The sequence below is a fragment of the Synechococcus sp. WC101 genome (assembly GCF_047461555.1).
Taxonomy (GTDB): domain Bacteria; phylum Cyanobacteriota; class Cyanobacteriia; order Thermostichales; family Thermostichaceae; genus Thermostichus.
In genome coordinates this window covers 1-8,455 of sequence record NZ_JANSHG010000115.1, presented here as the reverse complement: position 1 = coordinate 8,455, position 8,455 = coordinate 1, and the positions used below count along the sequence as shown (strand labels likewise).

Sequence of the window (8,455 nt, the reverse complement as noted above, 5' to 3'; positions counted from 1 at the left end):
CCCTAAGGGAGAGGGGTTGGGGGTGAGGGAAACTCCCCTCCAGACAGTAGCCTGGCGTACTGGGAGAGGCTTTCTTTGGTGCTGGCCGATATCTGGTATCCCAACTGGTGGCAGGCCCTGGTCTTGGGCATGGTGCAAGGGATCACGGAATTTCTGCCCATCAGCAGCACGGCCCACCTACGAGTGTTTCCGGCTTTGCTGGGCTGGCCAGATGCGGGAGCTTCGTTTGCGGCGGTGATCCAGCTGGGCAGTCTGGGAGCAGTGTTGATCTACTTTGCCTCTGACCTGCGCCAGTTGCTCCTTGGCTCCTGGAGGGCTTGGCAGGAGCGAGACTTCCAGCAGGAGTCTTGGCGGCTGCTCACGGGGATCCTGGTGGGAACGTTGCCGATTGTGGTGGCCGGATGGGCCGTCAAGGCCATTTGGGGATCTCCGCCCCGCCAGTTGTGGGTGATTGCTGCTGCCGCTATTGGCTTGGCCCTGGCTTTGGGCTGGGCGGAACGGGTGGGGAAACGCCGGCGAGGCCTAGACAGCTTGGGCATTTGGGATGGAATCTGGGTGGGGCTGGCCCAGGCCTTGGCTTTGATCCCAGGGGTATCCCGCTCTGGTGTGACGCTGACGGCGGCTCTGTTGCTGGATTTGCAGCGCTCGGCTGCCGCCCGCTACTCCTTTTTGCTGGGGATCCCGGCCCTCTTTTTGGCCGGGGTGGCGGAGTTTATCGCCGAGTTCAGGGCAGAGGCGCTGCTGTCGCAGGGGCTGGGGACGCTCTCGGCCTTTGTCTTCTCCTACGGGTCCATCGACTGGCTAATTCGATTTTTGCAGCGCAGCAGCACCTGGGTGTTCATTGTCTATCGGATTGGTTTTGGCCTGTTCATTTTCCTGGGGCTGGCCCTGGGGTTTTTGCAACCTTAAGTGGGCTTTTGTTGCCGCAGAATCCGCAGCGCTTTCGGCAGGTGCTCCGCCAGGTGGGCCGGATCCACGCCCGTTAGACCCCGTTCCCCCGCCAAATGGATGGCTGCTTGAGCATGCCACCACACCCCCGCACAGGCGCAACTGAGCAGCTCCGCGATCCCCATCGACTGACCCAGTTGAGCCCTTCTGCGCGCCACCAGGCCGCCGATCAGGCCGGTCAGAACATCGCCGCTGCCGCCGCGGGCCAAAGCCGGTGTGCTTTCCGGGTTGACCCAGCATTCCCCCGTAGGAGAGGCGATGACCGTCCGCGCCCCCTTCAAGACCACTACTGCCCCGCTCTGGGCTGCTGCTCTCTGGGCTGCCTCCATGCGATCTGAAAGCGGGAGGTGCGGAAAAAGCCGGCGAAACTCCCCCAGGTGCGGGGTGAGGATGGCTTGGATCCTGTGTTCTGGCAAGCGCTCCACCCCTATTTCCGCCAAGGCGTTGAGGCCATCGGCGTCGATCACCCAAGGGATCCCGGCCCAATCCTGCAGCAGGATCTCCAGCAGCAGACGGCGGGTTTCTCCCACGCCCGGCCCCACCGCCACCGCCTGAAAGGGTTTCTCGGCCAGCAGGGAGGGGATCCCTTCCCAGGCGTGAACCAAGACTTCCGGCAAAGCGCTGTGGACGAGCCCTTTCAATTCTGCCGGCACCGCCAGGGTTACCATGCCCACGCCGCTGGCGCGGGATCCCAGCCCGGCCAACACCGCCGCCCCGGCATAGGTTGTCGATCCCGCCACCAGCAACAGGGATCCCTGGCGGTATTTGTGGGTATCCAAAGGCGGATCGGGGGGGAAATGGGGCCAGGGGTGCAGCAACACCTGGGGAACTTCCACCTCCGGCCAGGCCCAAGGGGGAATGCCGAAATCGAGGCGGCACAGACGTCCCACCCAAGGCAGAGCCGCCTCCTGCCACAGGCCCCGCTTCCAGAGGCCCAGGGCATAGGTGTAGCTGGCGCGGATGCAGCAGCCCCAGATCTCGCCTGTCTGGTCGTTGAGGCCGGAGGGCAGGTCCAGGCTGAGGATGGGAATGCCGCTGCCGTTGGCCCACTCCACCGCCTCCGCCCAGGGATCCCCCAGGGGCCGGTTTAGGCCAATGCCAAAGAGGGCGTCGATGAGCAGGTCGCAGTCGGCCAACGCCTCCACCCGCTCCACAAACTCCGCCCCCAGGGCCCTGAGGTAGCGGGCGTGCTCGGCGGTCAGGGGTTTGAGATCTGGCTTGCCCAGCCACACCTTCACCGACCTTTGGGCCAGCCGCAGCTCTCGTCCGACCACCAAGCCGTCGCCGCCATTGTGCCCTGTCCCGCAGAGGATGCCGATGCGCTGGGCCTGGGGAAAATCCTGTTGCAACTGGGCAAAAGCGGCCAGCCCTACCTTTTCCATCAGGGCGGCCACGGGCATGCCGGCAGCGAAGATCTCCTCCTCAAGGCGCTGCATCTGCGCCGCGCTGACCAGGGCGGTGGCCGGGTCGAACTGGCAGCGGGGATCCCTATCGCCACGCCGCGCTGGTGTTACAGGCGGTATCGCTGGGGGGAGAGGGTTCATGGCTCAGTTGCGCCAATGGCGCTTAGCTCGATTACATTCCCATCCGGATCGCGGACAAACACAGCCGCCCGCCCGGAAGCGCTGGGCTGCACCTCATAGCCTGCCTGCAGCAGGCGGGCTTTCACCGCCTCCAGATCTTCCACTCCCAGCGCCACGTGGGGAAGGCGCCCCCACTTCGCCCTGCTGCCACGACTGGCTTGCTGCCCCTGGTCAAGCGGCTCCTCAGTGACGATCAAGTGAATCTGCGAAGACCCCACCTGGTACCAGGCGCCGGGAAAGTCAAAGGGAAACCGTTCTGCCTTGGGGATCCCGAGCACCGTGCCGTAGAAATGCTCGGCCCTGGCCAGATCGCTGACCCAAAGGGCGGTGTGCAGGTGCTGGTAGGCGGGCTTTGGGGAGGCGGTCATGACATTGCTCCGGGAAAGTGCTTGCATCTGTCGAGGGAAACCATATTTTCTCCAAGAGCCTGCTCCGCCTGTGCGCTAAGTTGGAGCTAGGGCAGCGGCGAGGAACGTACCTTTGTCCTATCTTGGTTCTTACCCAGGAGTTGGTCTATGGGATCCCGCACCAAGTTTTTCGGCACCGTCTTGGCCATGCTGGCTGTCAACAGCATCTATATGCAGTTGCAGCAGCTGGCCCTGCGGCTGGAAGAAGAGGTGAACCCGGCTCCCTCAGAGCAGGCTGCTCCAGAGCCTCAGAGCAACGCGCAGCCACCGGATCTCTGGGGACATCTGGCCTAAGTTTTCCGGGGATGGCGGTGGGTCGAGGCCAGTGCTGGCTCCACCTCTCCCCTGCAACCCTAGGCTCCGAGCCAAGAGGCAGTTTGCAAAGGGGATCAAACTCCGTACCATAGAGGAGCGAGCTCCCCTATTTTGCGGTTTACAACTTGGATACTCACCATGACTCAGCCGTCAGCAGCTTCTGGGCAAAAGCCGATCGTCGTCGCCCCCTCCATCCTTTCAGCCGATTTTAGCCGCTTGAGGGAAGAAGTGCGGGCGGTGGACGAGGCAGGGGCCGACTGGATCCACGTGGATGTGATGGATGGCCGCTTTGTGCCCAACATCACCATCGGCCCGCTGGTGGTAGAAGCCCTGCGCCCGGTTACGGCCAAGCCCCTGGACGTGCACCTGATGATCGTGGAGCCGGAGAAGTATGTGGCCGACTTTGCCAAGGCGGGGGCCGATATCATCTCCGTTCACGCCGAGTCCAGCTCCACCATTCACCTGCACCGCACCCTCGGCCAAATCAAGGATCTGGGCAAGCAAGCAGGCGTGGTGCTCAACCCCGCCAGCCCCCTGGAGCTGATCCAGTACGTGCTGGATCTGGTGGATCTGGTGTTGATCATGAGTGTCAACCCTGGCTTTGGCGGGCAGAGCTTCATCCCGGCGGTGGTGCCCAAGATTCGCCAGTTGCGAGCCCTGTGCGACGAGCGCGGCTTGGATCCCTGGATTGAAGTAGATGGCGGCATCAAGGCCAGCAACGCCTGGCAGGTGATCGAGGCGGGGGCCAACGCCATCGTGGCTGGCTCAGCCGTGTTCAAGGCCAAGGACTACGGGGAAGCCATTCGTGCCATTCGCCACAGCCGCCGCCCCGAGCTGGTAACGGTTTGATTTGAGCTGATCTGGGAAAACCCTGCCCTTGGACTCCTCTCAGGCCAAGGCGCAAAAGAGAGGGGAGAAGGCCTGGCGCTCCTCACCCTCAGCCCATTGGGAAGGGCCACGGCTCAGCGGCAGGGATCCCTTCTGGTGGGAGGATGGGCTCGAAATTCTAGCGCAGAGCGTTGGTCTTCTTCTGGGCAGCCAAAGGCACGGTACCGTCCTCACCGGCGGCCTGGACTAGGCAATGGGGAGGTGTGGAAGGAGGCGTGATGGGCTGGGGCGAAGTGGGGCTGAAAAAGGTCTGGCAGAAGGGCAGGCGGCTGTTGCGCTGAATGGTGGCAAGGTAAGGGGGAGGGACAGTGCCCCAGTAGGCGCCCAGCACCTGCTGGTCCGGATCCTCCGGCAGCACCTGGTAGTACACCATCAGGCGATTATCGGGGAACCAGGCGCGAACAAGCCTTTGCAGTTGCCTTAAATTGAAGCCCGGCTCTTCTGGATTGTCAATTAGGTGCATCCCCGCCAGCCGCCCGCCCATGAAGTAGGCCTCCACATAAAACCCACGGGCATAGAGGGGGGGCTCTAAGGGATCCCGCGACGAAGGGGCATCCGGCAGGTAAAGGGCCTCACCGCCCGGGCGCAGTTGCCAGCGGCTCCAGCGGGGATCCTCCCGGTCGCTGGAAATAGTCTCCCAATTGTTGGCGCGGGCGTAGCTCAAGAAGCGCTCCTCCACCATGCCCAAATAGAGCATTTCCATCTGCAGGGGCAGCCGGGCACTTGTTTGCAATAGGGGCAAAGTTCGCACTTCTCCCTGCTTGAGCACCAAAACCTCTGCCAAGGCAGGGCGCGGTTCCCACGCCAGCAACGCCGCCAGGATTCCTGCTCCGAGGGCTCTGCCAAGGCCGGCCAGACCTAGCCGTGCCGAGGCCCGCAGCAACAGGAAAAGCAGTTTGACAAGGGGCAGTTTAAACCGAGGCCGTGCCCCGCCCCACATGGCAACGGAAGCAGGGACATAAGATGAGATCACGGGGAAATTCGAAGAGCTGGGAAGACGATAGAGACTATGGATGTTCTATTCTAGCCACAGCGCTAAGGTTCTTTGAAAATTTTAATCTGCTGCCCTGGGTGAACTTTCTTGCCGGCGGATGGATCAAAACCGGTCTCCAAATGGGCGCGACTGTCGAGAACCTCCCTCCCCCTCCTCGACTGCAAGGCCGGGGCTTGTCGTCATCGCTGGCCCCACGGCCACCGGCAAGTCGCGCCAGGCGCTGCTGTTGGCCCAGCGGCTGGGATCCCCCCTGTTGAACGCCGACTCTCGTCAGGTGTACCGGGAGTTCGACATCGGCACTGCCAAGCCCACTCCCGCCGAGCGGGCCCTCTGGCCCCACGAGTTGATTGACTTTGTGGATCCCCGCCACACCTATACAGTGGCCGAGTTTCAGCAGGCGGCCCAGGCGCGCATTGCCGCAGCCCATCGGCAGGGACAGACTCCTATTCTGGTGGGGGGCACAGGGCTCTACATTCAGTCGATCACGGCAGGCTTAGGGATCCCGGCAGTTCCCCCCCAGCCTCAGTTGCGCGCTCAACTGGAGACGTGGCCGCCCGAGATCCGCTACGCCTGGCTGCAGCAGTTGGATCCTGTGGCAGCGGGGCAGATTCACCCTCATGATGAAGTGCGCACCCTGCGGGCTTTGGAGATCATCTACACCACTGGGAAGCCGGCTTCCTACCTGCGGCAGGCCCATCCTCCTGACTACCCCATTTTGCTCTTGGGGTTGCACTGCCCAATGCCCCGTCTGGAACAACGCATTGCCCGGCGCACAGCAGAAATGCTGGCGGCAGGCTGGATTGAGGAGGTAAAAACGCTGCGGCAGCGCTACGGCCCAGACCTGCCCCTCTTGCAGACCTTGGGCTATGCGGAGATCGGCGCTTACCTGGAAGGGCGGATCCCGGCAGCCGAGCTGCAGCCTCTGATTGTGCGGCGCACCCGCCAGTTTGCCAAGCGGCAGATGACCTGGTTTCGGGCCATGCCAGGGATCCAGTGGCTGGACTGCGAGGCCGAGGATCTGCCCGAACAGATCTGGAAGCGGGTTACGGCGTGGATGGCAGCTCAGACCAGCGCCGGAACCACTCCTGCCGTCGCCGCGCGTCCGCCCGCCGATCCGTAAGGATCTCCAACACCCGCACCCCTTGGGCGGGCAAGGGATCCAAAGCCTGGGCCAGCTCTTCCCAGGTCTCTATCCGCTGCTGGGGGATGCCATGGGCCTGGCAGAGGAGGGCAAAATCCACCGCCTGGGGAGTCGCAAAGTAGGGCTCAAAGGGTGGGCCCGCCTCGGCAATGGGCAGCAGCTCGAAGATGCCGCCCCCCTGGTTGTTGATGAGAAGAATGGTCAGGGATCCCTGGAGGCATTGGGCAAGACGCAGGCCGCCGCAGTCGTGCAGAAAGGCCAGATCCCCAGTCAGCAGCACTGTTGGCCGATGGCGGTAGGCCACCCCAAAGGCAGTCGAGAGGATGCCGTCGATGCCGTTGGTGCCGCGGTTAAAGTAAGGCCGGATATGGCGGTCGTTGGGTGGCCAAAACCACTCCACATCCCGCACCGGCGTGCTGTTGGCAATAAATAGCGGCGTCTCCGGCGGCAGGTGGTGGGCCAGCCACCAGGCAAGCTTGCCCTCAAACCACTCCGGCAGGTCAGCCAGCAGCCGATCCAGCTCAGCCCGAGCTTTGGCTTCCGCCCGCAGCCAGGTTTGTAGAAAAGCGGTTGCTTTGGCCTTGCCTGCCGGGATCCCTGCCGCCACCTCCTCCACGACAAAGGGCAAGTGGGTGGTGGGGTTGTGGAGGGGATCGGCGTTCTGGGGCCGAGGGTCGAGCAGCCAGGTGCGGGGTCGGGCTTGGGCCAGGGCTTGCCGCAGGGCCTTGCTGGTGGGCAAGGGTCCCAGTTGGATCACCTGCTCTGGCCAAAGAGGAGGTTGCTCTCCCTGGAGGAGAAAATCGTAGGTGGTGATGAGGTAGGGGTTGAGGGAAGCGTAGTTGCGCAAAGGGGAGAGTCCCTCCGCCAACACCGGCCAGCCCAGGGCCAGCGCCAAGCGGGCCACCGCCTCTGCATAACGCTGGGGGTCTGCCGGTTGGGCCGGCCCTGCCAAGATCACCCCCCGCTCACAGCCACACCACTCCTGCCAAAAGGAAGCTGTTGACGCGAATGCAGAACCGCCAGCCGGGGTGACCAGGCCAGATGGGGAGATAACCCCGCGGAAAAAGGTTTTCTCAAACTCCGGATCTTCCTGCAAATGAACCAGCGGCGCCGTGCTGCCATCGGCAACGGGAGCTAGGGGATCCCGCAAAGGCACGTTGAGATGCACCGGACCCGGGAAAGGGTAGAGAGCACGCTCCCAGGCGTGGATGATCATTTGGCGCAGGTAGGCCAGAGCTTCCAGGTCGGCGCTGGGCAGGGCCAGCTCCGCCTGCCAGTTGGGGTAGTGGCCGTAGAGCTTCACCTGGTCAATGGTCTGCCCGGCGCGGCAGTGGCGCAGCTCCGGCGGCCGATCCGCCGTCAACACCAAAAGGGGCCAACCACTTTCTGCCGCCTCGATGAGAGCAGGGAAAAAATGGGCGCCGGCGCTGCCGGAAGTACACACCAGAGGGATGGGCTGCCGAGTTTGCTGGGCCAAGCCGAGGGCAAAAAAGGCCGCCGACCGCTCGTCCACCGCTGGAATGGCCTCGATCTCAGGGTGCTGGGCTAGGGCATAGGTGAGGGGGGCAGAACGGGATCCTGGACAGACCACGGCCACCCGACAACCCAGCCGGCTCAAGGTCTCGGCCAAAATGGATCCCCAGAGGGTGTTGAGGTTGCGCCAGTCCAGCCGTTGAAGGGAGTTTGCGCCAGTCACTCCAGCTATCCCAGCCAGCGGGGAGATCGAGCAAGTTGGGTAGGAAGCCCAAAATAGGCACATCCTAGTAATCTATAGCCATCCCCAATCGCAGGGGAACCACTTGCTTTGGCCTTCCTTCGCCTTTCCTCTCTTTTTGGGAGGGGAGCTGTGGGCCGGGGAGGCGCCCGGGAAACTGCCTCAAGTCGGTTGGTCGCGCCGCAACTCCAGATTTCCTGGCGGGGGCAAGGGTTGGCCAGGCCTCTCCGATGGGGGAATAATGTTCATGAGAACGCCCCTTATCGACCTTCGCTGCACCCAATAGGAGCACCCATGGCCAGAAAACCCGATGGATACCTTGTCCACATCATGCTCGAAGGTGGACAAACCATGCAGGTACGGGTCAAGGAAGCTAGAGAATACACAGAGCTGATCAACCAACTGATGGTGGGTGGGGACGAGTTCATCACATTGCCCAAGCAAATGGACAACGAGTACATGATC

At 63.0% G+C, this 8,455-nt stretch carries 8 protein-coding genes; 4 read left to right on the top strand and 4 right to left on the bottom strand.

What is annotated here, in order from left to right; translation table 11 throughout:
* The first annotated feature begins 75 nt into the window (after positions 1 to 75).
* The gene (locus tag NW809_RS08835) at positions 76 to 909 is read left to right on the top strand and encodes an undecaprenyl-diphosphate phosphatase (RefSeq protein ID WP_414401961.1); all 834 of its coding nucleotides are present in this window, start codon (positions 76 to 78) and stop codon (positions 907 to 909) included.
* On the opposite strand, the gene NW809_RS08830 is transcribed toward NW809_RS08835, so the two are convergent.
* Both NW809_RS08830 and NW809_RS08825 read right to left on the bottom strand, forming a co-directional pair.
* Positions 906 to 2,492, bottom strand: coding sequence for an NAD(P)H-hydrate dehydratase (locus tag NW809_RS08830; protein WP_414401960.1), 1,587 nt, complete (start codon positions 2,490 to 2,492; stop codon positions 906 to 908). The genes NW809_RS08835 and NW809_RS08830 overlap by 4 nt on opposite strands.
* The gene (locus NW809_RS08825) at positions 2,489 to 2,899 is read right to left on the bottom strand and encodes a VOC family protein (protein ID WP_011429008.1); all 411 of its coding nucleotides are present in this window, start codon (positions 2,897 to 2,899) and stop codon (positions 2,489 to 2,491) included. Before NW809_RS08825 ends, NW809_RS08830 begins: the two co-directional genes overlap by 4 nt.
* Before the next feature lie 147 nt (positions 2,900 to 3,046).
* Here NW809_RS08825 and NW809_RS08820 point away from each other — a divergent pair, with 147 nt between their 5' ends.
* Together NW809_RS08820 and rpe are read left to right on the top strand one after the other, a co-directional pair.
* Complete coding sequence (locus tag NW809_RS08820) at positions 3,047 to 3,232, top strand: hypothetical protein (protein WP_011429007.1); 186 nt, start codon at positions 3,047 to 3,049, stop codon at positions 3,230 to 3,232.
* A 159-nt stretch (positions 3,233 to 3,391) separates the two neighbouring features.
* On the top strand, positions 3,392 to 4,102 hold the full coding sequence (gene rpe, locus NW809_RS08815; protein WP_414401959.1) for a ribulose-phosphate 3-epimerase: 711 nt from the start codon (positions 3,392 to 3,394) through the stop codon (positions 4,100 to 4,102).
* A gap of 157 nt (positions 4,103 to 4,259) precedes the next feature.
* Here the strand turns inward: rpe and NW809_RS08810 are convergent, their stop codons facing one another.
* A complete protein-coding gene (locus NW809_RS08810) occupies positions 4,260 to 4,952 on the bottom strand; it encodes a hypothetical protein (protein ID WP_240530352.1) in 693 nt (230 codons plus the stop codon).
* 280 nt (positions 4,953 to 5,232) lie between these two features.
* Between NW809_RS08810 and miaA the strand changes: the two genes are divergently transcribed.
* Positions 5,233 to 6,255 (top strand): tRNA (adenosine(37)-N6)-dimethylallyltransferase MiaA, encoded by a 1,023-nt coding sequence (gene miaA / locus NW809_RS08805; protein WP_011429004.1) that lies wholly within the window; start codon positions 5,233 to 5,235, stop codon positions 6,253 to 6,255.
* Here miaA and menD read toward each other — a convergent pair.
* The gene (menD, locus tag NW809_RS08800) at positions 6,179 to 7,972 is read right to left on the bottom strand and encodes a 2-succinyl-5-enolpyruvyl-6-hydroxy-3-cyclohexene-1-carboxylic-acid synthase (RefSeq protein WP_414401958.1); all 1,794 of its coding nucleotides are present in this window, start codon (positions 7,970 to 7,972) and stop codon (positions 6,179 to 6,181) included. The genes miaA and menD overlap by 77 nt on opposite strands.
* Between the last annotated feature and the right edge of the window lie 483 nt (positions 7,973 to 8,455).